Source organism: Arsenicicoccus bolidensis DSM 15745, assembly GCF_000426385.1.
Classification (GTDB): Bacteria; Actinomycetota; Actinomycetes; order Actinomycetales; family Dermatophilaceae; genus Arsenicicoccus; species Arsenicicoccus bolidensis.
Map to the genome: position 1 here is coordinate 65,014 of NZ_AUFG01000009.1, position 24,508 is coordinate 89,521.

Genomic DNA, 24,508 nt, shown 5'->3' on the forward strand with positions numbered 1-24,508 from the left:
TGGGTTGGTCACATCCGCCTGCCGTGCGAAGCCGGGCCGATGTGCCTACCTGAGGTAGGTCTATCGGCCTGGCGTGCGAAGCCGGGCGAGTGTGACTACCTGAGGTAGACGAGGGCGGTCGCGATGCCCAGCACGCCCTCCTCGCGGCCCGGGAAGCCCAGCCCGTCGGTGGTCGCGCCGCTGATCGACACCGGAGCGCCGACCACCTCGCTCATCAGCGCCTCGGCCTCGGCCCGCCGCCGGCCGACCTTGGGGCGGGTGCCGACGACCTGGACCGCGACGTTGCCGATCTCGAACCCCGCCTCCCGCACGATCCGGCAGGCCTCGGTGAGCAGCGTGACCCCGCTCGCCCCCGCCCACTGCGGCCGTCCGGTCCCGAAGTGCTGCCCGAGGTCACCGAGCCCCGCCGCCGAGAAGAGGGCGTTGCACGCCGCGTGGGCGACGACGTCGGCGTCCGAGTGCCCCTCGAGCCCGACCTCCCCCTCCCAGAGCAGCCCGGCCAGCCACAGCTCGCGCCCCGACCCGGCCGCCGCGAACGCGTGGATGTCGGTGCCGATGCCCACGCGGGGGACGACGGGGTTCATGCGACGGTCTCCGGCTCGAGGTCGGGGGTGGTGGACAGCGAGGCCGTATGCCGGTGCGCACGGTCCAGGTCCGCAGGTGTGGTCACCTTGAACGACAGGGGATCTCCCTCGACGACGAGGACATGGTGCCCGAGCGCCTCGAGCAGGGCGGCGTCGTCGGTGGCGGAGATCCCGCTCGCGTGGGCGGCCTCGAGCTCGTCCCGCACGAAGCCCTGGGGCGTCTGCACGGCGCGCAGCTGCTCGCGCGGCGGGGTGGAGCGCACGACCCCGCGCTCGTCGACGGCCTTGACCGTGTCGACGACGGGCAGCCCGGGCACCACGGCAACCCAGCCGTCACGCACCGCGTCGACCACCCGCTCGTAGACGTCCAGCGGGGTGAAGCAGCGGGCGGCGTCGTGGACGAGCACGACCTGCGGCTCGGCGAGGTCCCCCTGCGCGTCGGCGTCGTCGAGCTCGTCACCGAGGCCGTCGTCGAGGGCGGCGAGACCGGCCGCCACGGAGGCCGTGCGGTCCGCGCCCCCGGCGACCACGTGCACGGCACTGCTGGTGCGGATGCCGTCGATCAGCTCGATGACCGCCTCGAGGTGGGTCGCCGGCGCGACGACGACGACCTGCACGAGGCCGGGCACCTCCAGCGCGGTGCGGAGGCTGTGCTCCAGCAGGGTGCGCCCGCCGACCTCGACCAGGGCCTTGGGCAGGTCGGCCCCGAGTCGGCTGCCCGACCCGGCGGCCACGATGATGACGGCGACGCTCACGAGGTCACTGTAGACGCGGCGAGGCCCCCACCGCGGGCAGCGGTGGGGGCCTCCGGACGTTGCGGGGTGGAGCGCCTCAGGAAGCGAGGACCTCGTCGAGGATCGACTCGGCCTTCTCCTCGTCGGTCTTCTCCGCGAGCGCGAGCTCGGACACCAGGATCTGACGAGCCTTGGCCAGCATGCGCTTCTCGCCGGCGGACAGGCCGCGGTCCTTGTCGCGGCGCCACAGGTCACGCACGACCTCGGCGACCTTGTTGACGTCACCCGAGGCGAGCTTCTCCAGGTTGGCCTTGTAGCGGCGGGACCAGTTGGTCGGCTCCTCCGCGCACGTGGCCCGCAGGACCTCGAACACGTGGTCCAGACCCTCCTGGCCGACCACGTCGCGCACGCCGACGAGGTCGCAGTTCTCGGCGGGGACCTCGATGGTCAGGTCACCCTGGGACACCTTCAGCTTTAGGTAGATCTTGTCGACACCCTTGATGGTCCGGGTGTTGATCTCCTCGATGAGCGCCGCCCCGTGATGCGGGTAGACGACCGTTTCTCCGACCTTGAACGCCATGTAGTCAAGCCCCTTTCGCGACCGCCATCATATCACGCAAATCAGCCCGGATAAAGCCCGAGTACGGGCATTTGTGCAGGTCAGGGCCCACGGACCATAACGTGGGATCGTTCAACAGGGTCTTGACGAATGGTCAACGACGCGCTACGCGCGCGCCGTCGGTCGTCGCCCGGTCTTGGACGTCGCTGCGGTGGACGCGTGGCCAGGGCCGGGTTTGGCGCGCGTGGGCCGGGCCGGGTGAGGCGCGAGGCGATATGGTGTCGCCGTGACCCGTGACGACTCCCACCGCCCCGCGACCCCGATGGCTCGTGCCGCCCGGGTCCGCCGCGCCACCCTGACCCTCGGCACCGCGGCCCTGGCCACGGTCGGCCTCACCGCGTGCAACATGATGTCCCCGCAGCAGACGGACGTCAGCTATGCCCCGGCCGACGGCGTCGAGCTCGACCTCGGCCCGGTCAAGGTCCGCGACCTGCTCGTCGTCAGCGCGGGCGAGGGCAAGGGCGGCGCCCTGAACGGCCTCGTCGTCAACCAGGGCAACCAGCCCGCTCAGGTGTCCTTCTCCCTCGGGGAGTCCGGCTCACCCGTGACCACGACCGTGGAGCCCGGCCAGGCGGTCTCCCTGGCGTCCGAGAAGGTCTCGGTCCCCAGCGTCCCGGTCAAGCCCGGCGCCATGGTCAACCTCCAGGTGGGCACCGCCACCAACGGCATGCAGAACCCCCTCGTCCCCGTGCTCCCGCCGACCGGGTACTACGCCACCATGACGCCGACCGCGTCGAGCGGATCCGGCAGCGCCACGGCGACGCCCACCGGCACCGCGACCGGCAGCGCCACGACCACCCCGAGCACCAGCGAGAGCGCCACCGCGCCGACGCCGAGCACGTCCGCGGCGACCCCGTCCGAGACCGCGACCACGTCTGCGGGCTGACGGACCGGCATACGGCCGGACCAGCACCCGCGGAACCCGACCCGCGCCCCGGAGGCTCCCGGGCGCGGGTCGGTGGGGATCAGACCTCGAACTTGTAGCCCAGCCCGCGCACCGTCACGATGTGCACCGGGGCGCCGGGGTCCGGCTCGATCTTGGCGCGGAGCCGCTTGACGTGGACGTCCAGCGTCTTGGTGTCCCCCACGTAGTCGCTGCCCCAGACGCGGTCGATGAGCTGCATGCGGGTGAGGACCCGGCCGGCGTTGCGCAGCAGCATCTCGAGCAGCTCGAACTCCTTGAGCGGCAGGGCGGTCGGACCACCGTTGACCGACACCGTGTGCCGCTCGACGTCCATGCGGACGGGCCCGACCTCGAGGGTTGCCGGCACGAGGTCGTCCGGCTCGCTCATCCGCCGCAGCACCGCCTTGATCCGGGCGAGGAGCTCGCGGCTGGAGTAGGGCTTGGTGATGTAGTCGTCGGCGCCGATCTCGAGGCCCACGACCTTGTCGATCTCGCTGTCCTTGGCGGTGAGCATGATGATCGGGACCGACGACCGCTGGCGGATCGAACGGCAGACGTCGACGCCGGACAGGCCTGGCAGCATCAGGTCGAGGAGCACCAGGTCGGTGCTCGACCGCTCGAACTCCGCCAGCGCCTCGGGGCCGGTCGCGGCGATCGCCACGTCGTAGCCCTCCTTGCGCAGCAGGTAGGACAGCGGGTCGGAGATGGACTCCTCGTCCTCGACCACCAGGATGCGGGTCATGCTCACTACCTTTCCTCGTCCGGAGACCTCCGGTCGTGCTCGATCCTAGGGGCGCGGCTGCTGCTCGCCCAGGTCGGTCAGCGCGGCGGCGGGGAAGGACAGGGTGAACGTCGACCCCTGCCCCGTCTGGCTCCACAGCCGCACCTCGCCGCCATGGTTGGCGACGACGTGCTTGACGATGGACAGGCCGAGGCCCGTGCCGCCGGTCGATCGTGACCGCGCGGGGTCCACGCGGTAGAAGCGCTCGAAGACGCGGTCCTGCTCGTCCGGGGGGATGCCCGCCCCGAGGTCGCTGACCACCACCTCGACCACGTCGCCCTGGCGCTCCACGATGACCCGCACGGGTGCACCGTCGTCGGAGTAGGCCACGGCGTTGTCGACGAGGTTGCGGATCGCGGTCGTCAGCAGCTCGCGGTCGCCGTAGACGATGGCCCGGTCCCCCGTGGTCACGCTGATCTCGATGCCCTTGCCCTCGGCCACGAGGCGGCACCGGTCCGCGGCGTCCGCGGCCGCCCCCGCCACGTCCACGGGCGCCGGCTCGGTCAGGGTGTCGGCCACCTGCAGGCGGGACAGGTCGACGATCTCCTTGACGAGGCGGGTCAGCCGCTCCGACTCGACCTTCATCCGGCCGGCGAAGCGGTGCACCGCCTCCGGGTCGTCCGCGGCACCTTGCACGGCCTCGGCCAGCAGCACGAGGCCGCCCACCGGTGTCTTGAGCTCGTGCGAGACGTTGGCGACGAAGTCGCGGCGGACCTCGTCGACCCGGTTGGCGTGCGTGCGGTCGTCGACGAGCAGCAGGACGTGCCCGCTCGAGAGCCGTGCGGCGCGGACGTGGGCGACCATCCGGCCCCGGCCCAGCGGGCCCCGCGGGAGGTCCAGCTCGGTCTCATGGATGTCCCCGGAGCGCCGCACCTCACGAGCGAGCGCGACCAGCTCACGATGGACCAGCTCGCCCTCGCGGACCAGCCCGTGCTGCACCGCGGCCTGCGTCGACCGGACCACCGCGTCGGAGGCGTCGAGGACGATGCCGATCGAGCGCAGGACCGCGAGGACGTCCTCGACCCCCGGCTGCAGCTCGGCGGTGTCCGGGCTCGTGCTCACGGGAGCCTGTCCCTCTCGGTGACGACGGCGGAAACGGTCCGACCAACCTGTGGTCATGGCGGACCCCGTCAGGGCACCGACCAGCGCGACTGCGCCGAACGTCACCACGGGATCCACGCGACGAGGATACGCAGCAGCGGAACCGGCCGACGCACGCCTCGCAGGTCAGCATGGCCGTGACGACCCCCGACACGCACGCCGGCGCGGTGATCACACGGTGTGATCGCCAAGTGTTCATCCGTGGTCCTCAGCTCGTTAACGCAGCCCTGGGACGCTCGCCGAGGCGCGATCCTGGGACACCCGTGCGCGCCTGCACCTACGATCTAGTTGGGCAGCCGACCGCGACTGCGCCGACGCCCCTGCACCGCAGTGAGAGGAATCCATGCGCGACGCGTTCCACGAGGAGCTCGACCAGATCTCGGACAAGCTCGTCGAGATGTCCCGCCTCACCGGCTCGGCGATGGGCCGGGCGACCATCGCCCTCCTCGACGCCGACCTCGAGCTCGCCGAGTCCGTCATCGAGGCGGACCAGGCCATCGACCAGATGCGTCGTGAGCTGGACGACACCGCGGTCGACCTGCTCGCCCGCCAGCAGCCCGTCGCCACCGACCTGCGCATGGTCGTGACGGCGATGCGCATGAGCGCCGACCTCGAGCGCATGGGCGACCTCGCCCGACACATCGCCAAGGTCGCCCGGCTCCGCTACCCCGAGTCGGCGATCCCGGCCACCCTGCGCGGAACCATCACCGAGATGGGCCACGCCGCAGACAAGATCGTGGCGCAGGCCGGCTCGATCATCGCCGGCAAGGACGTCGCGGCCGCCGTCGCCCTCGAGACGCAGGACGACGAGATGGACGCCCTGCACCGCCAGGTGTTCGAGCACCTCCTCGGCGGGCACTGGGACGCCGGCATCCAGGCCGCCGTCGACGTGACCCTCGTCGGGCGCTACTACGAGCGCTTCGCCGACCACGCGGTGTCGGTCTCCCGCCGCGTCGTCTACCTCGTCACCGGCGAGTGGGCGCAGGACGGCGTCGAGCTCCCGGGCATCGACGCCGGCGACGACGACTGATAGCCGCCTGTACGGCGAGAAGGCCCGACCCCGCGTGGGGTCGGGCCTTCTCGGCATACGGCCTGAGCAGATCAGCCTGGGTTGGTCACACCGGCCGGGGTTGGTCACACCCGCCTGGCGTGCCAACCCGGGCGGGTGTGACTACCTGAGGTAGGTCACTTGCCCTGGTTGGCGACGGCCTCCGCGGCGGCCTTGGCGGCCTCGGGGTCGAGGTACTCGCCGCCGGGGACGGTGGGCTTGAGCGACTCGTCGAGGCGGTAGACCAGCGGCATGCCGGTCGGGATGTTGAGGCCCGCGATGTCGTCGTCGCTGATGCCGTCGAGGTGCTTGACCAGGGCGCGCAGCGAGTTGCCGTGCGCGGCGACCAGCACGGTCTTGCCGTCCTTGAGGTCCGGCACGATGTCGGACTCCCAGTAGGGGATCATCCGGGCGACGACGTCCTTGAGGCACTCGGTCTTGGGCATCGCGTCACCGAGGTCGGCGTAGCGCGGGTCCCCGGCCTGGCTGAACTCGTTGTCGTCGGCGATCTCCGGCGGCGGGGTGTCGTAGGAGCGGCGCCAGAGCATGAACTGCTCCTCGCCGTACTGCTCCTTGGTCTGCTTCTTGTCCTTGCCCTGCAGGTCGCCGTAGTGGCGCTCGTTGAGGCGCCAGGACCGCTTGACCGGGATCCAGTGGCGGTCGCACTCGTTGAGCGCGGCGTTGGCGGTGTTGATCGCGCGACGCAGCAGCGAGGTGTGCAGGATGTCCGGCAGCAGCTCGGCGTCCTTGAGCTGCGTGCCGCCGGAGACGGCCTCGGCGCGGCCCTTGTCGGACAGCTCGACGTCAACCCAGCCGGTGAAGAGGTTCTTGGCGTTCCACTCGCTCTCGCCGTGGCGCAGGAGGATCAGCGTGTAGGTCATGCTCCGACCCTATCCCTCGTGGACGGAGCCCTCACCCGGTGCCTCGCCCTGCGGACCGGTGTCCAGGATGTGGCGGAAGGCGTCGAGGTTGCGGGTCGACTCGCCCCGCGAGATCCGCCACGCCCACTCCTTGCGCATCGAGGTGATGAAGCCGATCTCCAGCAGCTCGTCGAAGGGCTCGTCGGCCGCCTCGAGGACGGTGCCGAGCAGCTGGTCGAGGTAGGCCTCGTCCACCCCGGCGAGCGGGACGTGCGAGGTGACGTAGACGTCGCCGGACGCGTCGATGGCGTAGGCCACGCCCGCCATCCGCAGGTGGCGCCGCAGCAGGGTGCGGTAGAACCGCTCGTGCGCCTCGTCGGCGTTGCGGATCACGAACGCGCTGCCGGACAGGCCGCGCTCGCGCACCAGCAGGGACAGCACGGTCTTGAGCTTGTGCTCCCCCGGCAGCGTCACCACGACCTCGCCCTCGCGCGCTCCGCGCTCCCACTCGAGCTCCTGCCCGGTGACGAAGGCCTCGACGGCGGCGAGCACCTTGGCGGTGTCAGAGATGTCAGCGGTGCCAGAGGTGTCAGCGGGGTCGAGGCCGGCAGGGCTGGTGGTGGGGCTGCTGCTGTGCGCGTCGTCGGTCACGAGGCCAGGCTACGTCGTCGGGCGAGGACGTCCTGATAGACGGCGACCAGCCGGTCGGTGGTCGCCTCCCACGAGAACGTCTCGGCGTGCCGGGCGGCTCGAGCCCGTATGCCGGGGAGGTCGCCGTGGTCGAGCAGCGACGCGATGGCGTCGGCCCAGGCACGCGGGTCGTGCCCGTCCACGAGCACGCCCGCGTCACCGACCGCCGTCGGGAGGCCGCCCACGCGGGTGGCCGCGAGGGGCGCGCCGCACGCCAGCGCCTCGACGGCGACCAGCCCGAAGGACTCGTTGTAGGACGGGACGGTCACCACGTCGGCCGCCCGGAACCAGTCCGCGAGCTCGGCGCGGGTGCTCTGCTGGTGCCAGACCATGTGGTCGCCGACGCCGAGCTCGGCGGCCAGGCGTCGCAGGAACTCCGGGTCGCCATACCCGCCCCCGCTGTCACCGCCGAGGACGGCGACGCGCAGCCGTGGCCGCAGCTCGGGACGACGGGAGAGCAGCTCGGCGGCGGCGCGGACGAGGACGTCCGGGGCCTTGAGCGGCTGGATCCGCCCGACGAACAGCAGCAGCACCGCGTCCGACGGCAGCCCCAGCCGGGCTCGTGCCTCGCCCTGGTCGCCCGGGTGGAAGACGTCGAGGTCGACGCCCGGGGGGACGACGGCGACGCGGTGGGGCGCAGCGTCATACAGCTCGATCAGCTCGCGGCGCTCGATCTCGGTGTTGGCGACCAGGTGGTCGGCGGCCGCGACGACCTGCTCCTCGCCGATCTCACGACCGGGAGGCTCGGGCGAGTCCCCTTGGGCCAGCTGGAGATTCTTGACCTTGGCCATCGTGTGCATGCTGTGGACGAGGGGCACCTGCCAGCGGTCGGCGGCCAGCCAGCCCACCTGCCCGGACAGCCAGTAGTGCGAGTGGACGAGGTCGTAGTGCCCCTCGGGGTTCATCGCCTCGGTGCGCATGACCCCGGCGGCGAAGGCGCACAGCTGGCCGGGGAGGTCCATCTTGCCGAGGCCCTCGAAGGGGCCGGCGGTGACGTGGCGGACGGTGACGCCGTCGTCGAGCCGGACGGCGGGCGCCTGGCGACCCGAGGTGGCGCGGGTGAAGACGTCGACCTCGATGCCGCGGCGCGCGAGGCGGCGGGCGGTCTCGGCGACGTAGACGTTCATGCCGCCGGCGTCACCTCGGCCCGGCGTCGCGAGGGGTGACGTGTGGACGCTCAGCATCGCGACGCGGTGCAGCCCGGGCATGAGACCTCCGTGGGTGACGACGGGTGGCGTGCCGACGGAGACGCCGAGCGCTGCCGCTCGCGACAACCGGCCGGTGCCGGGCGGCATTCCCCTCGTGCGGGGCAGCGCGCGTGGATGTCCGGGGCGGGGTGGGCGCGACCTAGGCTGGACCGGTGGCCCGCACCTCCCCCATCGGCACCGTGACGCGCGGGACGACCAACCCCAACCGGCTGCGGCGCTGCGACCGCTGGCTGGCCGGCCCGCAGGCCTGGCGGCTGAGGTCGGCGGCCGCGTCTCCGATCGCGGTCGACCTCGGGTATGGCGCCTCCCCCGTCACCGCGGTCGAGCTGCACGAGCGGCTGTCGGCCGTGCGGCCGGACGTGCGCGTCGTGGGCATCGAGATCGAGCCGTCCCGCGTGGAGCTCGGTCGGCCGCTGGAGGTGCCGGGGCTGTCCTTCCGCCTGGGCGGGTTCGAGGTGCCCCTGGACGGCGAGTCCGCCACGGTGGTGCGGGCGTTCAACGTGCTGCGGCAGTACTCCGAGGAAGAGGTCCCGGACGCGTGGCGCCGGCTGTGCTCGCGCCTCACGCCCGACGGGCTGCTGGTGGACGGGACCTGCGACGAGATCGGGCGGCTCGCGTCATGGGCCACCCTCGACCGCTCGGGTCCGCTGTCGCTGACCTGCTCGTGGCACCTGCGGGGCCTGGTCCGGCCCGGTGTGGTGGCCGAGCGGCTGCCCAAGGCGCTGATCCACCGCAACGTGCCGGGCGAGCGGGTCCACGACTGGCTCTCCGCGGTCGACGCGGAGTGGGCCCGGCAGGCGCCGCTGGCGAGCTATGGGGCGCGACAGAGGTTCGTGGCGGTGGCGCGCGGGCTGCGTGAGGCGGGGTGGCCGCTGCTCGACGGGCCGGCCCGGTGGCGGCTGGGCGAGCTCACGGTGGCGTGGTCCGCGGTCGCCCCGTCCTGATCCGCCTGGCTTCGTCACACCGGCCCGGCTTCGTCATACCTACCTCAGGTCGTCACATCCGCCTGGCGTGCCAAGTCGGGCGAGTGTGACTACCTCGGGTAGGTCGTGGTGCCGAGGCGGAGATGGGTCGGGTGCTCCTCGTCGGGCACGTCCTCCCCGTCGAGGAGACGCCGCACCATGTCACCGAGATGGCGCCCCTTGCCCCGCCCGTCCTGCTCCACCGTCGTGAGCCGCCCCTCGAACCACGGCAGCTCGACACCGTCGAAGCCCACGACGCTCAGGTCCTGCGGCACGGACAGCCCTCGTTCGGCCGCCGCGCGGATCACCCCGGCCGCCAGCAGGTCCGACTGGGCCACCACGGCGGTGGGACGCGGCGAGACGTCGAGCAGGAGCGCGGCCGCCTCGGCCGCACCGTCGATCGACAGGCTCGCCGACTGCACCATCGGGCGGTCCGGACCCACCCGGTCGACGAAGGCCAGCGCCCGGTCTCGCGCGTCCGGGTAGGTCGCCGCCTCGATGTCCGCCACCGTCACCGGTCCGGTGCGGGCGCCGGGGTCGAGCGGCATGGCCAGCATCGCGACGTCCCGGTGGCCGAGCTCGAGCAGGTGGTCGACCAGCGCGGCGGTGGCGCCGCGGTCGTCGATGCGCAGCTGCACGACCCGGTCGTCGGCCGGGGCGCCCGTGCCGAGCATCGGGATCCCCCTGGCGGCCACCTGGTCGACGAGCGCCGAGGTCGTCGGCCCGCAGAGCGCGAACACCAGCGCGTCCAGGGCCTGTCCCGCCACGAGGCGGGCCGCGTGGGAGGCCTCCCCCGGCGCCTCCGGCACGAGCAGCATCCCCATCCCGAGCTCGTCGAGCGCCTGGCCGAGGCCGTCCAGCACGGAGACGGCGTAGGGGTCCTGGAAGGCATAGCCGAGCGTGCCCTCGAGGTGCACCCCGATCACCCCGGACCGCCCGTGCCGCAGCGACGAGGCGAGGGGGTCGGGGCCGGCATACCCGAGGGCCTCTGCGGCCTCGCGCACCCGCTCCGCCGTCGCCGGGGAGACGCCCTGCTTGCCGCTGTAGACGAGCGACGCGGTCGAGATCGACACGCCCGCCTGGTCGGCCACCTCGCGGAGGGTGGGCCGGCGCTGGGGCGAGCGCGTCGTGGATTGACCGGTCCGTGCCATGTCGGCATACTAATCGAAACGATTCGATCGAATCGATTCGATCGCCCCCGCCGCCGCTCACCAGACGCCAGGCACCCAGCCGTATGACGTGCCGAGCCACTGCCACACCCAGACCATCCCGGAGGACCCCAGATGACCACCACGACCCTGTCCCCCGAGCGCGTGCGCCAGGCCGTCTGGGCCGTGGTGGCGGTCTTCGCGGTCAACGGCATGGGCTTCGCCACCTGGTCGTCCCGGATCCCGGCCATCAAGTCCTCGCTCGGGCTCGACCCGGGGCAGCTGGGCGTGCTGCTGATGTGCGTGTCGGCGGGCTCCCTGCTGGGCCTCCCCGCCGCGGGCAGCATCACGTCCCGCATCGGCGCCGTCCGCACGGTCATGTCCGGTCTCGCGGTGTTCTGCGTCGGGCTGGTGGTCCTGGGCGTCGGCACCGACCTCGCGCACTCGGCGATCGTGGCAGGGGTCGGGTTGTTCCTCGTCGGCCTCGGCATCGGCACCTGGGACGTCTCGATGAACATCGAGGGCGCAGCGGTCGAGCAGCACCTCGGGCGCGCGATCATGCCGTGGTTCCACGCCGCGTTCAGCGGCGGCACGGTGCTGATGGCGCTCGCCGCGGCGGGCCTCGCCTGGGCCGGCGTCCCGGTCTGGGTGCACCTCACCGGCGTGGCGCTGCTGTGGCCGCTGCTCGGCTGGCTGTCCGTCCGCGGCTTCCTCCCCCGTGCGGTGGAGGAGGCGGACACCGAGGCCACCGACGACGAGGCCCGCCCGTCCAGCACCTCCGCGTGGCGCGAGCCGCGCACCCTGCTCATCGGCGTCGTCGTGCTCGTCGCCGCCATGACCGAGGGCACCGCCAACGACTGGGTGTCCGTCGCGCTCGTCGAGGGCTACGACCTGCCGCAGTGGGCCGGGATCCTCGGCTTCGCGACCTTCCTCAGCGCCATGACGATCGGACGCCTGCTGGGCACCTCCGCGCTGGACCGGTACGGCCGGGTGCCGGTGCTGCGCGTGCTGTTCGTGATGGCCGCGATCGGCTCGCTGGTGGTCGTCTTCGGCGGACCGGTCCTGGCCTTCGTCGGCGCAGCGATCTGGGGCGTGGGAGCCAGCCTCGGCTTCCCGGTCGGTATGTCGGCCGCCAGCGACGACCCTCGTCGGGCCGCGGTGCGGGTGAGCGTCGTCTCGACGATCGGCTACCTGGCGTTCCTCGCCGGCCCGCCGTTCCTGGGCTTCCTGGGCAACCACGTCGGGGTCCTGCACTCGCTGCTGCTGGTCGGCGGTCTCGCCGTGATCGCCCTGCTGCTGGTCCCCGTGACCCGCGAGCAGCGCGACTGACGCGACTGACGCGACTGACGCGACTGTGCGGACGGTGCGGACGGGCAGCTGGCGACCAGGGTCAGGAGCTCAGGAAGCCGCTGACCAGGGTCCGCACCGTCGCCCGGTGGGCCCACAGCAGCCCGCCCGCCGGGAGCACCTCGACCCGGGCCTGCGGCAGCAGCTCGCCCAGCCGGCGCGCGACCGAGGCGGGGTGGATCACGTCGTCCTCCTGGCCGACCACCAGCACCGGGACCGTCACCCGCGCCAGGAGTGCCACGTCCGGCACCGCGACCTGACCGGGGACCGTCGTGAGCGCACGTCCGATCCCCACCGCGCTGAGCCGCCCCGCGACGACCTCGTCGGCCATCTGCTCCGCCCAGGCGTCCGCCGCCGCGCCCGGGGCAGCCGACCCCGCGCCGCCGTCCCCCCGGTAGAACTCGACGGCGGCCGCGCGGTCCCCCTCGGCGATGCGGCGGCCCAGCCGCTGCAGCTCGTCGACGCCCGGTCCCCGGCGTGGCCGGTCGAGCCCCGCGGGCAGCACCAGCACCACCCGCTCGAAGCGGTCGGGATCGTCGCAGAGCAGGCGCAGCAGCGCGCCCGCGCCCAGGCTGACCCCCAGCGCGCGCGTGGCCCCCACCTCGTCGGCGACGGTCCGCAGCTCGGCGGCCAGGTCGGCATACGACCAGGGCAGGTCGGGCACGACCGACCGCCCGTGTCCTCGGAAGTGGAAGAAGGTGCGCGCCCCGCGCACCCCCGATGCGAAGGGCCGCGTCGTGTCGATGGAGGAGCCGGCGCCGTGCGCGAAGACCGTCGCCGGCTCGCCGCGGCCGACGGTGAGCAGGTCGAGGGGGCCGGCCGGGCCGGCCACCTGCGCCAGGCGACCGGCGGGGGTCACCACGGGCCGTAGGGACCGTCCTGACGTCCCCGGCCCTGGACCCGCTGGAGGGCCGGGCGGACGTCGACCCAGTAGACGATGATGGCGATGGCGGCCAGCAGGCCGAGCAGGTGCAGCACGCCGAAGGCCCCCGCGACCAGCGTCGCCACCACGATGATCGCCAGCCAGGCGCCCTTGGAGAGCTTGCTGGCCGCCGGGAACGCGTCCGGACGCGTCATGGCGACCTGGATGCACCCGACCACGCCGGCGACGACGGCCGCGAGCTGGAGCAGGGCGGCCACCAGGCCTTGGAAGGAGAAGGTCAGCTGGTCCACGGGGGTCAGCCTACGGCTCAGACCTCCACGATCACCGTGAACGGACCGTCGTTGACCGAGGCGACGTCCATCATCGCGCCGAACCTGCCGGTCTCGACGGTCACGCCGACGGCCCGGACGGCGGCCACGACCTGGTCGAAGACCGGCTCCGCCACCGGGCCCGGTGCCGCCGCGCTCCAGCACGGTCGACGCCCCTTGCGCACGTCGCCGTAGAGCGTGAACTGGCTGACCAGCAGCACCGGGGCCCCCACGTCGAGGACCGAGCGCTCGTCCCGCAGGATCCGCAGCTCGGTGAGCTTGCGGGCCATCGTCGCGACCTGGTCCGGCCCGTCGTCGTGGGTCACGCCGAGCAGGACGAGCAGTCCCGGCTCGGTGATCTGCCCGACGACCTCGCCCTCGACGACGACGCTGGCGGCGGTCACGCGGGAGACGACGGCACGCACGCAGGAGACTCCTCGAGGTGGGGGTGCGGGTGGTGGCTGGGCGGCGTCAGGACTGAGCGGCCTCGTCGACGGACGCCTGGACCGGGGCGGAGGTCGTCGTGCCCGTCGCCGGAGCCGTCTCGGTCGCGGCGGCGTTGCCCGAGGACGCGGCGACCGGGTCCGCAGCCTTGCGCGAGGGACGGGTGGACGCCTTGCGCGCCGTCGTCGAGGGCGACTTGCGGGCCGAGGTGGTGCCGCTGCCCGACTCGCCGGCGGCGGCCTTGGTGGTGACCGACGCGCGCGAGGGGCGCTTCGAGGCGGGCTTGGTGGCCGCCTTGGGCGAGCTGGACGACGCCGAGGACACCGAGGACGCAGGCGACGTGGCCGAGGCGTCGGTCGGCGTGACGTCCTCGACGGTCGTGGCGCGCCGGGTGGTGCGGCGGCGCGGGGTCGCGGGCGCGTCCTTGGCGCCGGCAGCGGCGGCGGCGGCGGCCCGGACGTTCTTGGCGGGCGCCGTCTCGGGCTGCTCGCCCTCGACGACCGTGCCCTTGACGGTGACGGCGGCGCTGTCCTTGCGTCCCATCGCCTTGTCGGCGAAGCCCTTGACGGTGGCGGCGGTCTCGGCGGCCACCTTGACGGTGGACTCGGCCCGCGCGGTGGCCTCCTTGACGCGCTTGTCCTCGCGGATGTCCTGCACGCCCTGGCCGACGACGCGCTGGCCGCGACGGGCCATCTCGTCATACGCGTGCGAGGCGAGGCTCGCGACGGTGAGTCCCTGGTTGAGGGCCTGCTCGGGAGCGTCCTGGGCGGCCTTGCCGGCCTTGGCGGCGGCCTCCTGGGCGTCGGCGCCGGCCCTGGCGACGCGGTCCTCGAGATCCCTGCGGACCTGGTCGGCCAGGACCTCGACCTGGGCCAGCGTCTTCTTGAGCTGCTCGATCGCGAGGTCGGCGGCACCGACGGCGGCATAGACGGGTGCGGCTGTGGGCTTCTTGCGGGACGGGCTCATCGGGTGCTCCTCGTGCGTCGGGTCCTTGCGTGTGCTCGGACGGGTGGGGTCGGGGGCGGGTCGGCCTCGTCGGTCGGCTCGGTGGAATGGGTGGACTCGGTGGCCTCGGAGAACTGGTGGTAGAGGTCCACCAGGGTGCGCCGCTGGCGAGCGCTCAGCCCCGGGTCAGCGGTGATGGCGTCGACGACGGTCGGGAGGCCCGGATGCCGACCGTCACGGGCGTCCGCGTGGCCCTGCGGATCGGAGCCGTCGCGCGGCCCGTCGAGGAAGCCGGCGCGGACGTAGAGCGACTCCGCAGAGATCTGCAGCCCCTTGGCCAGGGCGTTGAGGATCTCGGCGGAGGGGTGGCGCAGGCCGCGCTCGATCTGGGAGAGATAGGGGTTGCTCACCCCCGCGAGCTCCGAGAGCTGGCGCAGGCTGAGCTGGGCCGCCTCGCGCTGCTCGCGCAGGTAGGCACCGAGATCCGTGACGTGGATCCGGGAGACGGGTAGCCGTGCCATGACTCTCAGTATGCTTGCAGTTGCAAGCGCAGGGCAACTCTGGCAAGCAGTGAGTCACGCCACGCGCAGCAGGGCGCGCGCCTCGGCCGCCGTCATCGCGGGGCGCTGCATCAGCTCGGCGAGCCGCACGGCCCGCTCGACCAGCTGCACGTTGTGCTCGACCTTGACCCCGCGCGCGAGCAGGAGGTTGTCCTCCATGCCGACCCGCAGGTGGCCGCCGGCCGCGAGCGTCGTCGCCATGATCGGCAGGTGGCCCCGGCCGATGCCGGTGGCGGACCACGAGGTCGTCTCCGGGGGCAGCGCCGCCACGCCGGCCAGGAGCGCCTGCGGGGTCGCCGGAGCGGCCCCGGGCACGCCGAGGACGAAGTCGCAGTGCACCGCACCCCCGTGGGGCAGGCCGCACTCGTCGATCAGCCGCCGCAGCGCGTGCACGTGCCCGAGGTCGAACAGCTCGAACTCCGGCACCACCCCGAGGTCCTGCGCCTTGACGTAGAGGTCGCGCATGAAGGGATAGGGGTTGAGGAAGGTCCCGTCGCCGAAGTTGGTGGTGCCGCAGGTGAGCGAGCAGGAGTCGGGGCCGGCGTCGAGGACCGCCAGGCGCGCCTCGAAGGGGTCGGTGATCGCGCCCCCGGTCGACAGCTGCACGATCAGGTCCGTCGCCTCGCGCAGGGCAGCCACCGTCTCGGTCAGCCGGCCCACGTCGAGCGTGGGCTCGTGCCGGTCGTCGCGGACGTGCACGTGGATCAGGCGCGCGCCGGCGTCCTCGCAGCGGCGCGCCGTCTCGACGAGCTCGTCGAGGGTGGTCGGCAGCGTGGGCACGTCGGTCTTGCTGGACTCGGCCCCGGTGGTGGCCACGGTGATGAGGGTCGACGCTGACATGGACCCATCGTGGCACAACCACGACAGATCGTCCCGGACAGGGTCGTCAGCGCGGCACGATCTCCTGCTGAGACGCACTGATGCCGGAGATCGTGAGGTCGACGTCGGTCGGGGTGTTGCGCTTGAGGACGACCAGCCCGATGGGCCCGTCCTCGTGGTGCCGCGCCACGGAGGTCAGCCGGCCCACGACCCGGCCCTCGACCTCGACGGCGGCGTCCCGCTCGGGGAGCACGTGCCCGGAGCCGTCCAGGTGGACGAACGCGAGACGACGCGGCGGCCGGCCGAGGTTGTGGACGCGAGCCACGGTCTCCTGACCGCGGTAGCACCCCTTGTGCAGGTGCACGGCCGTGCGGAGCCAGTCGAGCTCGTGGGCGATGGTGCGGTGGTCGGTCTCGAAGCCCAGCCGCGGACGCCACGCGGCCACGCGCAGCGCCTCGGCGGCCCAGGTCCCCGCGAGCGGGCGGTCCGACATACGAGCCACGAGCTCTCCCCGGGGCACGATCACCTCGCGCCAGGCGCGCTCCTCCCCCGGGTGGCCGACGATCGGGCCGTATGGCGCCGAGTCCGGCCCCATCAGCGGCCAGGGGTCGCACCAGGTCGGCGGCTCGCCCTCCGCGCCCTCGCTGCGGATGGGCTCGCCGACCACGGCATACTGGTCGGTGACGTCCGTGACCTCGACCCGCAGCATGAACTGCATCGAGCGCAGCCACGCCACCAGGGCCGGCGCCGTGCCGGGCTCGACGGTGATCCAGGTGGTCTCGCCGTCGTCGACGAGGTGCAGGGCGTGCTCGACGTGACCCTTGGGGCTGAGGACCAGGTCCTCCGCCGAGGTGCGCGCGGCCAGCGTCGAGACGTGCTGGGTGGTGATGGAGTGGAGCCAGGTGAGCCGGTCCGGCCCCGTGACCGTCACGACCCCGCGGTGGGACAGGTCGACGGCGGCGAGCCCCTCGACGAGGAGCCGCTGCTCGCGCAGGGGGTCGCCGTGGTGGGCCGCGACGCCGGCGTCCTCGCGGTCTCCCGCGACGGCGCCGGGCCGGTCGAGCAGGGGCGAGCGGTAGGTCTCAGGCCCGGTGCTGGTGGGTGTGGTCATGCTGGTCGGTCCCTCCCTGGTCGGGGATCTCGGTGCGGCCCGGTGCGCAGCGCGCGCACCAGCCGTGCACCGGCAGGTGGCGCAGGTCGGCCACGAAGCCGTCGCGGTCGTAGACCGCCTCGGCCAGCTCGTCGGCCACCGCGAGGGGTGCCTCGGTGATGGCGCCGCACCCGTTGCACACGAGGTGCAGGTGCGTCGCGTGCTGGAGGAGGTGGTATGTCGGGGCGCCCTCGGTCAGCCGGGTCGCCGCGACGACGCCCAGCTCGGTCAGGGTGTCGAGGTTGCGGTAGATGGTCGACAGCGGGAGCGCGTCTCCCCCGTCGCCGTCCACCTCGCGCGACAGCTGGTCCGGGGTCGTGTGCTGCAGGCGGCCGATCGCCGCGAGGACGCGCCGACGCTGCGACGTGACCCGCAGGCCGTGGTTGCGAAAGATCGCGTCGACGTCGGCCGGGTCGTGCGGGGACGGGGTCAAGAGACCCTCTTGAGCTGCGCCGACAGGTGCGTCTGCAGGGCGTGGCCCTCGGCCGCCATGTCCATGGCCCAGAACAGCTCGCCGTTGACGTAGCCGTACATCCGCGAGCCGGCGGAGTACTCCTTGGCGTGCGGGGAGCGCATGACGCCGTCGGTCTTCATGATCAGGCGGGCGGGCTCGACGGTGCCGTAGTACATCTCGACGATGCCGGTGCTGTGCGCCAGGAGCAGCTCACACTCCTTGGACTCCTCGCCCACGGGGCGCAGGAACCCGAGCTCGGTGGCGCGGGGCCGGACCTTCTGCCCCTGCTCGTCGAGCTCCCAGGTGTGGGAGTGCCACTCCAGGAAGGGGCGGCCGTCGTGGCGGATCTCGAGCTCCTGCCCGAACCGGCCGTCCTCGATCGTCGGGTAGGAGAAGAGACCGACGCCCTCCCAGCGTCCGATCATCCAGGCGAGGGGCAGCAGCTCGGAGGGCAGGTCGGTGGGGATCTCGAAAGGCACGTCCCCGACTCTACCGCCGACGGGCCGCGCCGGGCCTCCCCGTCAGGGTGCCAGGAGGTGGCGGGCGGCCGTCTCGACGAGCGGGCCGACGACCAGGACGGAGGCGACCCCGCTCACCGCCTGCGCACGCAGGCTGACCAGGGCGGGCAGTGGGGCGAGGACGACGCGGAGCGCCAGGCTCGCGGCGGCGCACGCCGCACCGAGCAGCGCGCACCACGGCAGCGAGGCGTCGACCAGGGCTCCGACGACCCCGCCGGCGACGGCACCGGCCAGCAGCGCCGACGGGGCCAGCGCGGTGAACCAGCGCGCCCGGTGGCACAGCCACTCCGCCCCGGCCGCGCAGGCGAGCGCGGCCCAGGCCGCCACGGCGGCGTCCCGGCCGCCCTGCATCGACGGCAGGGCCACCCAGGTGACCCCCGCCGCGAGGATCCCGAGCGCGAGCAGGGTGCCGGAGAGGCTGACGACGACGCGCGGACGTCCGTCGCGGCGCACGAGCTGGTGGAGGAAGGACACGACGACCCCGACGGCGAGCGCAGCGGGCACCCAGCGCAGGGAGCCCCCGTCGTCCGGCAGCGCCACGGAGGCCAGGAGCAGGGCCGCCGAGATGCTGACCGTGACGAGCGTGCCGCGGCGGCTGGGCAGCCCGACGAGCCGGGTCCAGCCGAGGGCGATGACTCCCGAGGCCAGCGCCACCGACGCCACCGTCACGGCGGTCGCCGCGCCCCGGGCCGCCACCGCGACCACGAGCAGCGTGGCGAAGGCGACCACCGTCAGGGTCACGGGGGTGCGCGGTGGCAGCTGGCGGACCGTGGTGGGGCGGACGATCTCGAGGCGGCGGCGAGCGCGCTGCGTCAGGTCGTGCCGGACCGCGCCGGCGTGCTCGCGCAGGCCCCGCGGCTCCACCGTCAGGGGATCGGTGCGCGGCTCCGTCACACGCTGCGCGTCGCTGCCGTCGGCAGGGCGGGGCGTCGAGGGCTCAGGTGCGGGCACGTCTGCATCCTCGCATCAGCCGCCCGCAAAGGGCGGAAGCACCTCGACGAGCGTCGCCCCGGCCAGGGGTGCGTCCCGCTGCACTGCTCGGCCGTCGACGAGGACGCTGCAGGCGGGGATCACGGGCACGAGCGCCGGCCGCAGGAGGGCCGCGGCGTCGAGCGCCTCACGCACGGACGACGCACGGACCAGGTCCTCCTCGACCCCGGCCGCGGCCCGGGCGCCGGCCCAGTAGCGCAGCCGCACCTGGGGCCCCGGCGTCGTCGTGGGGCGGTCGGTCAGCTGGTCCATCGCAGTCCCTCCAGGTCGGCGTGTTCTCGCCCCATGGTCGCATCCGCCGCGATCGACGCCGCAGCGCCTACGCTGACCGGCGATGGCTCAGCTGCTCCTGCTCACCAACGCGCTCACCGCGAGCGCGGAGGTGCTGCCTGCGCTCGGCCTGCTGGCCCACCACGTCCGGGTGCTGCCCGCGGAGCCCGCGGCGCTCATCGACGCACCACGCGCCGACGCCGTGCTGGTCGACGCCCGGCGCGAGCTCGCGGTCGCCAAGTCGCTGTGCCGGGTCCTGCGGGCCACCGGCATCGAGGCGCCCCTGCTCGCCGTGCTGACCGAGGGTGGCCTGGTCGCCGTCAACGCCGAGTGGGGCCTCGACGACATCCTGCTGGACACCACAGGCCCGGCCGAGCTCGAGGCCCGCCTGCGGCTCGTCAGCAGCCGACGCACGGACACCGCCGAGCCCACGGACCGCGCCATCACGTCCGGCGCCCTGACCATCGACGAGGGCGCCTACACCGCCCGGCTCGGCGAGCGGGTGCTCGACCTGACCTACAAGGAGTTCGAGCTCCTCAAGCACCTCGCGCAGCACCCGGGGCGGGTGTTCACCCGGGCCCAGCTGCTGCAGGAGGTGTGGGGGTACGACTACTTCGGCGGCACCCGGACGGTCGACGTCCACGTGCGCCGCCTGCGGGCCAAGCTCGGCCCCGAGCACGACGCGGTCATCGGCACGGTCCGCAACGTCGGCTACCGGTTCGACGAGGTCCGTCCCCCGGTCGCCGCTGCCCAGGAGCACCCGGCCGGCTCCGGTCCCGACTCCACGGCGGGCGCCGGCAGGACCGACGCCGGGGCGTCCACGAGGTAGGGCTCCGACCGTCCTCCGCGGTCCTCCACCGTCGTCCGGCCGGCATGTCACCGGTCCGTGGTCCAATGTGCTGCATGAGCGTCGAAGCCCGCAGCGAGCTGTCCCCCGCCGAGGTCGAGGCCGTGGCGGACGTCGTCTCCGCGGCGACGGAGGCGGACGGCGTCGGGCCGCTGTCGGAGCAGGCCCGGCTCGACCTGGCGCGACCCGGCGAGCACGTCCTGGCGACGGTCCACGGGGAGATCGTCGGGTATGCCGGGGGCCCGCCGCACGCCATCGAGCTGGTCGTCGCGCCCGCCGCCCGAGGACGCGGGATCGGCGGGGCGCTGCTGGACGCCGTCCTGCCCGCAGGGCGAGAGGTCGCGGTCTGGGCGCACGGGGACCTTCCGGCAGCGCGGGCCTTGCTGCGCTCGCGAGGCCTCGCCCCCGTCCGAGACCTGCGCAAGCTCGGGCGCCCGCTCGAGCCGCGCGACAGCGAGCGGTCCCCCGTGGTCGTGCCCGACGGGTTCGCCGTGCGCACGTTCCACCCCGGGGACGAGGAGGCCGTGCTCGCCGTCAACGCGGCGGCCTTCGCCCACCACCCCGAGCAGGGGTCGCTGGACCTGACCGGGCTGCGGGAGCGGATGACGAGCCGATGGTTCGAGCCGCAGGGCCTCATCCTGGTGGAGGACGTCTCGAGGCCCGAGCCGAGGCTGGCGGCCTTCCACTGGACCAAGGTCGACCCCGAGGACGCCGGCCCCGGCACCGGGGAGGTCTACGTCGTGGGGGTGGACCCGGCATACCAGGGTCGCGGGCTCGGCGCCCTGGTCACCCGGCTGGGTCTGGACCACCTGCGCGACCGCGGGCTCGAGCGGGTTGTGCTGTACGTCGAGGCGGACAACGCCCCGGCCATGGCGACGTACACCCGTCAGGGCTTCACGACGGTGTCCACGGACGTGCAGTACTCGCGCCGCCCCTGCGGGGAGTGCAACGATGACGCCATGCAGGCTGACGACGCGACCGCTTCGACCACCACCGCCGAGGCGCCGCAGGCGTCCCCATCCCCCGTCGTCGGCCCCGACGACGACCCCAACCGCACGGCGCCGGCGCGACCTCGGTCCTCCGACGGCCGGTTCGTGCGGGTCGCCGCCGACGCGCAGGAGCCCACCGACGAGCTCCCTGACGACCGCTTCCTGGACCGCGAGCTGTCCTGGCTGCAGTTCAACGAGCGCGTGCTGCAGCTGGCCGCCGACCCGGACGTGCCGCTGCTCGAGCGGGCCCGCTTCCTGGCGATCTTCGCCAGCAACCTGGACGAGTTCTTCATGGTGCGCGTCGCGGGCCTCAAGCGGCGCATCGCGACCGGGCTGGCGATCCGGTCGGCCTCGGGCCTCGAGCCCGACGAGCTGCAGGACGAGATCAGCCGGGTCGCCCACGAGCTGATGCTGCGGGCGCACGGCCTGCTGCGCGACCAGGTCGAGCCCGAGCTCGAGAGCAACGGCATCCGCATCGTGCGCTGGCACGAGCTGACCGAGGACGAGCAGACGCAGCTCTCCGCGGTCTACCGCAGCGAGATCTTCCCCGTCCTCACGCCGCTCGCCGTGGACCCGGCGCACCCCTTCCCCTACATCTCGGGGCTGTCCCTCAACCTCGCGGTGACGCTGACCAACCCCCGCACGCAGGCCGAGCACTTCGCCCGCATCAAGGTTCCCGACCTGCTCCCCCGCCTGCAGCAGGTGTCCGCGTCCGGGGAGGTCGACCTCTACCACGTGCGGTTCGTGCCTCTCGAGGACATCATCGCGGCGCACCTCGACCTGCTCTTTCCCGGCATGCAGGTGCAGGAGCACTTCCTGTTCCGCGTCACCCGCAACGAGGACCTGGAGGTCGAGGAGGACGACGCCGAGAACCTCCTCAAGGCCCTTGAGAAGGAGCTCACCCGCCGCCGCTTCGGCCCCCCGGTGCGCCTGGAGGTCGAGGAGGGCATGGACGCGCACGTCCTGGAGCTCCTGGTCCGCGAGCTCGGCGTCGAGCAGCACGAGGTCTACCGCCTGCCCAACCCGCTGGACCTGCGCAGCCTCAACACGGTGGCCGACCTGCAGCGCACCTCGCTGCACTACCCCGCCTTCCGTGCGCGCACCCACCCGGACCTGGCACCTCGCGAGCGCTCCGAGGCCGGCGACGTGTTCGGTGCCATCCGGCGCAAGGACATCATGCTGCACCACCCCTACAACTCCTTCAGCACCTCGGTGCAGGCCTTCCTCGAGCAGGCGGCGGCCGACCCCAAGGTGCTGGCGATCAAGCAGACGCTCTATCGCACCTCGGGCGACTCCCCGATCATCGACGCCCTCATCGCCGCCGCCGAGGCGGGCAAGCAGGTCGTCGCCGTGGTCGAGATCAAGGCGCGCTTCGACGAGTCCAACAACATCGCCTGGGCCCGCCGCCTCGAGCACTACGGCGTCCACGTCGTCTACGGCATCGTCGGGCTCAAGACCCACGCCAAGCTGTCGCTGGTCGTGCGGCAGGAGCCGGACGGCCTGCGCCGCTACTGCCACGTGGGGACGGGCAACTACAACCCCAAGACCGCCCGCCTCTACGAGGACCTCGGCGTCCTCACCTGCGACCCGCAGGTCGGCGAGGACCTGACGCGCCTGTTCAACCAGCTCTCCGGCTGGGCGCCGCGCAGCAAGTTCAAGCGCCTGCTCGTGGCCCCTCGCTCGCTCCGCTCCGGGCTGATCGAGCTCATCGAGCACGAGGCCGAGCTCGCCCGCGCCGGCCGGCCCGCCCGCGTCGCCCTCAAGGCCAACTCCATCGTCGACGAGGCGATCATCGACGCGCTCTACCGCGCCTCGCAGGCTGGCGTGCAGGTCGAGGTGCTGGTGCGCGGCATCTGCGCGCTTCGGCCCGGCGTGCCCGGCCTGTCGGACAACGTGCGGGTACGGTCGATCCTCGGACGATTCCTGGAGCACTCGCGGATCTTCATCTTCGGCAACGACGGCGACCCCGCCGTCTACATCGGTAGCGCCGACATGATGCACCGCAACCTCGACCGCCGCGTGGAGTCGCTGATGCGCATCACCCGTCCCGAGCACGTCAAGCAGCTCGAGGAGCTCATGGCGCAGGGCATGGCCGACACGACCTCGAGCTGGCACCTGCAGGACGACCGCTGGGTGCGCCACCACCGCGGCGAGGACGGTCAGCCCCTGCTCGACCACCAGGCGGCGCTCATCGAGATGCACCTCAAGCAGCGGCGCAAGCGCACCCGGGTCTGACCTGGGCCGGCACCACACCAGCGAGCACGAGCGAGGAGCGCGATGACAGTCCAGGCACCGGGAGCGGGTGCGGGAGGGCGCGCGTCCGGGGCCGCGAGCGCCGACGCGCCGTTCATCGCCGCGGCCGGCGCCGTCCCCTGGCGGCGACGACGCGGCACCCTCGAGGTGGCGATGGTGCACCGACCTGCCTACGACGACTGGGCGTGGGCCAAGGGCAAGCTCGACGCGGGCGAGGACTGGCCCACGGCCGCCGTCCGCGAGGTCGAGGAGGAGACCGGCCTGCAGGTGCGGCTCGGCCGGCCCCTCCCCCTGTCGTCCTACTCCTTCGTCGACCGCAAGGGCGAGGTGGCCCGCAAGCAGGTGCGCTACTGGGCAGCGGAGGTCGTCGGCGGCTCCGGCGAGCTGCTCAACGAGATCGACGAGGTGGCCTGGCTGCCCGTCTCGGACGCGATGGCGCGGCTCGACTACGCCCGCGACCGCGAGCAGCTCCGCGCCATGGTGCGGTATGCCGCCCAGGGGGCCCTCACGACCTGGCCGCTGGTCCTGGTCCGCCACGCCAAGGCCCGTCCCCGCAACCAGTGGCGCCAGGACGACCGCCTCCGACCGCTCGACGCCAGGGGCGAACGCCGCGCCGAGGCGATCGTGCCCATGCTCGGAGCCTTCGGCGTGAGCCGTCTGGTGACCTCGTCCTCGACACGATGCGTGGACACGCTGGCGCCATACGCCGCCTCGGCCGGGCTGGAGCTCAAGACCAAGGAGGGGCTCACCGAGGAGGCCTTCGTCGAGGACCCGGACCGAGCGGTCAAGCACCTGCGCAAGGCGCTGCAGCGCGGCGTGCCCGGCGCCCTGTGCTCCCACGGCCCGGTCCTGCCGCTGCTGCTGGAGGAGCTCTCGGTGCTCGGCTCGGTGGAGCAGCCGGAGGGCGAGGCGGTCGTGAGCACCCTGCTCGAGGCGGCCGACCTCGGCATGAGCAAGGGTGAGCTCCTCGTCTGCCACGTGAGCGGGACCGGCGAGGCCGCCCGGATCGTCGCCGTCGAGCGTCACCTGCCCTGACCCGGCCTCCCGCACCATGAGCTCGGTCGCAGCGAGTGGCCAGCGCGAGCAGGAGTC

27 protein-coding genes are annotated in these 24,508 nt (G+C 73.2%); 7 read left to right on the forward strand and 20 right to left on the reverse strand.

Annotation, left to right across the window (positions count from 1 at the left end):
* Window positions 1-95 precede the first annotated feature (95 nt).
* From ispF to K313_RS0107090, 3 genes are all read right to left on the reverse strand, one after another.
* Window positions 96-584, reverse strand: coding sequence for a 2-C-methyl-D-erythritol 2,4-cyclodiphosphate synthase (gene ispF, locus K313_RS0107080; RefSeq protein WP_029211029.1), 489 nt, complete (start codon window positions 582-584; stop codon window positions 96-98).
* The gene (gene ispD, locus K313_RS0107085; protein ID WP_029211030.1) at window positions 581-1,339 is read right to left on the reverse strand and encodes a 2-C-methyl-D-erythritol 4-phosphate cytidylyltransferase; all 759 of its coding nucleotides are present in this window, start codon (window positions 1,337-1,339) and stop codon (window positions 581-583) included. Before ispD ends, ispF begins: the two co-directional genes overlap by 4 nt.
* A gap of 76 nt (window positions 1,340-1,415) precedes the next feature.
* A complete protein-coding gene (locus tag K313_RS0107090; RefSeq protein ID WP_019286970.1) occupies window positions 1,416-1,898 on the reverse strand; it encodes a CarD family transcriptional regulator in 483 nt (160 codons plus the stop codon).
* A 265-nt stretch (window positions 1,899-2,163) separates the two neighbouring features.
* Between K313_RS0107090 and K313_RS22230 the strand changes: the two genes are divergently transcribed.
* Window positions 2,164-2,823, forward strand: a complete 660-nt coding sequence (locus tag K313_RS22230) for a hypothetical protein (RefSeq protein ID WP_029211031.1) — start codon at window positions 2,164-2,166, stop codon at window positions 2,821-2,823.
* A 79-nt stretch (window positions 2,824-2,902) separates the two neighbouring features.
* Here the strand turns inward: K313_RS22230 and K313_RS0107100 are convergent, their stop codons facing one another.
* On the reverse strand, window positions 2,903-3,583 hold the full coding sequence (locus K313_RS0107100) for a response regulator transcription factor (RefSeq protein ID WP_029211032.1): 681 nt from the start codon (window positions 3,581-3,583) through the stop codon (window positions 2,903-2,905).
* 45 nt (window positions 3,584-3,628) lie between these two features.
* Window positions 3,629-4,684 carry a sensor histidine kinase gene (locus tag K313_RS0107105; RefSeq protein ID WP_051274038.1) on the reverse strand — a complete coding sequence of 352 codons (1,056 nt, stop codon included), beginning with the start codon at window positions 4,682-4,684 and terminating at the stop codon, window positions 3,629-3,631.
* Window positions 4,685-5,066: 382 nt separating this feature from the next.
* Here K313_RS0107105 and phoU point away from each other — a divergent pair, with 382 nt between their 5' ends.
* Window positions 5,067-5,753, forward strand: coding sequence for a phosphate signaling complex protein PhoU (gene phoU / locus K313_RS0107110; protein ID WP_019286966.1), 687 nt, complete (start codon window positions 5,067-5,069; stop codon window positions 5,751-5,753).
* 155 nt (window positions 5,754-5,908) lie between these two features.
* On the opposite strand, the gene K313_RS0107115 is transcribed toward phoU, so the two are convergent.
* Genes K313_RS0107115 through mshA form a run of 3 tightly spaced genes read right to left on the reverse strand, consistent with a single transcriptional unit; the run spans window position 5,909 to window position 8,529 of the window.
* Window positions 5,909-6,652, reverse strand: coding sequence for a phosphoglyceromutase (locus K313_RS0107115; RefSeq protein ID WP_019286965.1), 744 nt, complete (start codon window positions 6,650-6,652; stop codon window positions 5,909-5,911).
* A 9-nt stretch (window positions 6,653-6,661) separates the two neighbouring features.
* Window positions 6,662-7,282 carry a type III secretion system chaperone family protein gene (locus tag K313_RS0107120; protein WP_420804898.1) on the reverse strand — a complete coding sequence of 207 codons (621 nt, stop codon included), beginning with the start codon at window positions 7,280-7,282 and terminating at the stop codon, window positions 6,662-6,664.
* Window positions 7,279-8,529, reverse strand: coding sequence for a D-inositol-3-phosphate glycosyltransferase (gene mshA, locus K313_RS20370; RefSeq protein ID WP_034252234.1), 1,251 nt, complete (start codon window positions 8,527-8,529; stop codon window positions 7,279-7,281). The genes K313_RS0107120 and mshA overlap by 4 nt, the downstream gene beginning before the upstream one ends.
* Window positions 8,530-8,681: 152 nt before the next feature.
* On the opposite strand from mshA, the gene K313_RS0107130 reads away from it, so the two are divergent.
* Window positions 8,682-9,473 (forward strand): class I SAM-dependent methyltransferase, encoded by a 792-nt coding sequence (locus K313_RS0107130; protein ID WP_029211035.1) that lies wholly within the window; start codon window positions 8,682-8,684, stop codon window positions 9,471-9,473.
* 89 nt (window positions 9,474-9,562) lie between these two features.
* Here the strand turns inward: K313_RS0107130 and K313_RS0107135 are convergent, their stop codons facing one another.
* Window positions 9,563-10,642 carry a LacI family DNA-binding transcriptional regulator gene (locus K313_RS0107135; protein ID WP_029211036.1) on the reverse strand — a complete coding sequence of 360 codons (1,080 nt, stop codon included), beginning with the start codon at window positions 10,640-10,642 and terminating at the stop codon, window positions 9,563-9,565.
* Between the two features lie 132 nt (window positions 10,643-10,774).
* On the opposite strand from K313_RS0107135, the gene K313_RS20375 reads away from it, so the two are divergent.
* Window positions 10,775-11,968: an MFS transporter gene (locus tag K313_RS20375; protein WP_034252202.1), complete on the forward strand. Its 1,194-nt coding sequence runs from the start codon at window positions 10,775-10,777 to the stop codon at window positions 11,966-11,968.
* A gap of 61 nt (window positions 11,969-12,029) precedes the next feature.
* On the opposite strand, the gene K313_RS0107145 is transcribed toward K313_RS20375, so the two are convergent.
* The 11 genes from K313_RS0107145 to K313_RS0107195 are packed head-to-tail and all read right to left on the reverse strand — an operon-like array spanning window position 12,030 to window position 19,309.
* Window positions 12,030-12,848, reverse strand: coding sequence for an alpha/beta fold hydrolase (locus tag K313_RS0107145; protein ID WP_051274039.1), 819 nt, complete (start codon window positions 12,846-12,848; stop codon window positions 12,030-12,032).
* Window positions 12,842-13,159, reverse strand: a complete 318-nt coding sequence (locus tag K313_RS23880) for a DUF2516 family protein (RefSeq protein WP_029211038.1) — start codon at window positions 13,157-13,159, stop codon at window positions 12,842-12,844. Before K313_RS23880 ends, K313_RS0107145 begins: the two co-directional genes overlap by 7 nt.
* A 17-nt stretch (window positions 13,160-13,176) precedes the next feature.
* Window positions 13,177-13,602, reverse strand: coding sequence for a D-aminoacyl-tRNA deacylase (dtd, locus tag K313_RS0107155; protein WP_029211039.1), 426 nt, complete (start codon window positions 13,600-13,602; stop codon window positions 13,177-13,179).
* 46 nt (window positions 13,603-13,648) lie between these two features.
* Complete coding sequence (locus K313_RS0107160) at window positions 13,649-14,587, reverse strand: hypothetical protein (RefSeq protein WP_029211040.1); 939 nt, start codon at window positions 14,585-14,587, stop codon at window positions 13,649-13,651.
* A complete protein-coding gene (locus K313_RS20380; RefSeq protein ID WP_029211041.1) occupies window positions 14,584-15,087 on the reverse strand; it encodes a helix-turn-helix domain-containing protein in 504 nt (167 codons plus the stop codon). The genes K313_RS0107160 and K313_RS20380 overlap by 4 nt, the downstream gene beginning before the upstream one ends.
* A 54-nt stretch (window positions 15,088-15,141) precedes the next feature.
* Complete coding sequence (locus K313_RS0107170) at window positions 15,142-15,966, reverse strand: beta-keto acid cleavage family enzyme (protein WP_019286955.1); 825 nt, start codon at window positions 15,964-15,966, stop codon at window positions 15,142-15,144.
* A gap of 46 nt (window positions 15,967-16,012) precedes the next feature.
* Window positions 16,013-17,056 carry a CAF17-like 4Fe-4S cluster assembly/insertion protein YgfZ gene (ygfZ, locus tag K313_RS0107175; RefSeq protein WP_029211042.1) on the reverse strand — a complete coding sequence of 348 codons (1,044 nt, stop codon included), beginning with the start codon at window positions 17,054-17,056 and terminating at the stop codon, window positions 16,013-16,015.
* Window positions 17,028-17,528, reverse strand: coding sequence for a Fur family transcriptional regulator (locus tag K313_RS20385; protein WP_029211043.1), 501 nt, complete (start codon window positions 17,526-17,528; stop codon window positions 17,028-17,030). The genes ygfZ and K313_RS20385 overlap by 29 nt, the downstream gene beginning before the upstream one ends.
* Window positions 17,525-18,028: a heme-binding beta-barrel domain-containing protein gene (locus K313_RS0107185; RefSeq protein WP_029211044.1), complete on the reverse strand. Its 504-nt coding sequence runs from the start codon at window positions 18,026-18,028 to the stop codon at window positions 17,525-17,527. The genes K313_RS20385 and K313_RS0107185 overlap by 4 nt, the downstream gene beginning before the upstream one ends.
* 42 nt (window positions 18,029-18,070) lie before the next feature.
* A complete protein-coding gene (locus K313_RS0107190; RefSeq protein ID WP_029211045.1) occupies window positions 18,071-19,018 on the reverse strand; it encodes a hypothetical protein in 948 nt (315 codons plus the stop codon).
* Window positions 19,019-19,033: 15 nt separating this feature from the next.
* Window positions 19,034-19,309 carry a MoaD/ThiS family protein gene (locus K313_RS0107195; protein ID WP_051274040.1) on the reverse strand — a complete coding sequence of 92 codons (276 nt, stop codon included), beginning with the start codon at window positions 19,307-19,309 and terminating at the stop codon, window positions 19,034-19,036.
* An 82-nt stretch (window positions 19,310-19,391) separates the two neighbouring features.
* On the opposite strand from K313_RS0107195, the gene K313_RS0107200 reads away from it, so the two are divergent.
* The 3 genes from K313_RS0107200 to K313_RS0107210 all read left to right on the forward strand — a co-directional run bounded on the left by K313_RS0107200 (window position 19,392) and on the right by K313_RS0107210 (window position 24,451).
* Window positions 19,392-20,156 carry a winged helix-turn-helix transcriptional regulator gene (locus K313_RS0107200; RefSeq protein WP_029211047.1) on the forward strand — a complete coding sequence of 255 codons (765 nt, stop codon included), beginning with the start codon at window positions 19,392-19,394 and terminating at the stop codon, window positions 20,154-20,156.
* A 74-nt stretch (window positions 20,157-20,230) separates the two neighbouring features.
* Window positions 20,231-23,398 carry an RNA degradosome polyphosphate kinase gene (locus K313_RS20390; RefSeq protein WP_029211048.1) on the forward strand — a complete coding sequence of 1,056 codons (3,168 nt, stop codon included), beginning with the start codon at window positions 20,231-20,233 and terminating at the stop codon, window positions 23,396-23,398.
* Between the two features lie 42 nt (window positions 23,399-23,440).
* Window positions 23,441-24,451, forward strand: coding sequence for an NUDIX hydrolase (locus tag K313_RS0107210; RefSeq protein ID WP_029211049.1), 1,011 nt, complete (start codon window positions 23,441-23,443; stop codon window positions 24,449-24,451).
* The last annotated feature ends 57 nt before the right edge of the window (window positions 24,452-24,508 follow it).